Here is an 845-nt window from a genome sequence, read left to right as displayed (position 1 = left end):
AGGAAATCCGCGTCAATGCGATAGCGCCCGGCACCATTGCCACAGAATCAAATGTTGATACGAAAAAGGAAGAGAGCAGGCAAAAACAATTGAAAAAAATCCCGATGCAAGCCTTCGGAAAGCCTGAAGAAGTGGCGGCAGCAGCGGCTTGGCTCGTATCTGAGGAAGCAAGCTATGTGACCGGCACAACACTTTTCGTCGATGGCGGGATGACACTTTATCCGTCTCAGCTTGAATAGAACACAAAACAGGGGATTGCGGGATGAAAACAGACTGGTGGAAGGATGCAGTGGTGTACCAAATTTACCCGAGAAGCTTTCAGGACAGCGATGGAGACGGAATTGGGGACTTGCGGGGGATTATTTCCCGTCTTGACTACATAAAGGAACTCGGGGCAGATGTGATTTGGATTTGCCCGATCTATCCTTCTCCGAATGTTGATTACGGGTATGATGTGACAAACCATAAGGCGATTATGGATTCTTACGGAACAATGGACGATTTTCACGAGCTGCTGGACCAGGTGCATCAGCGGGGATTAAAGCTGGTGATGGACTTTGTGTTAAATCACACCTCGGTCGAGCATCCGTGGTTTAAAGAAGCGGAGCTGGACAAAAACAGCAAATACCGCAGCTATTATTATTGGCGTCCCGGCACAAAGAACGGCCCGCCGACGGACTGGCTCTCAAACTATGGATGCCCGGTCTGGCAATACGAAGAGCACACCGGAGAATACTATCTCCATATGAATGCCGTCAAACAAGCTGATTTAAACTGGGAAAATCCCGAAGTTCGCCAGGCGGTGTATGACATGATGAAATTTTGGCTCGATAAAGGGGTCGACG

2 protein-coding genes are annotated in these 845 nt (G+C 49.0%); both read left to right on the top strand.

Features of this window, described 5'->3' with window-relative positions; all coding sequences use genetic code 11:
* Positions 1 to 239 (top strand): SDR family oxidoreductase (locus tag ACWHAR_RS25185; RefSeq protein ID WP_452088197.1); only part of this gene is annotated, 239 nt, incomplete at its 5' end.
* A 23-nt stretch (positions 240 to 262) separates the two neighbouring features.
* The coding region (locus ACWHAR_RS25180; RefSeq protein ID WP_452088196.1) for an alpha-amylase family glycosyl hydrolase at positions 263 to 845 on the top strand (583 nt) is incomplete at its 3' end.

The sequence above is a fragment of the Bacillus sp. LR--39 genome (assembly GCF_053613335.1).
This window is presented reverse-complemented; position numbering and strand designations above follow the sequence as displayed.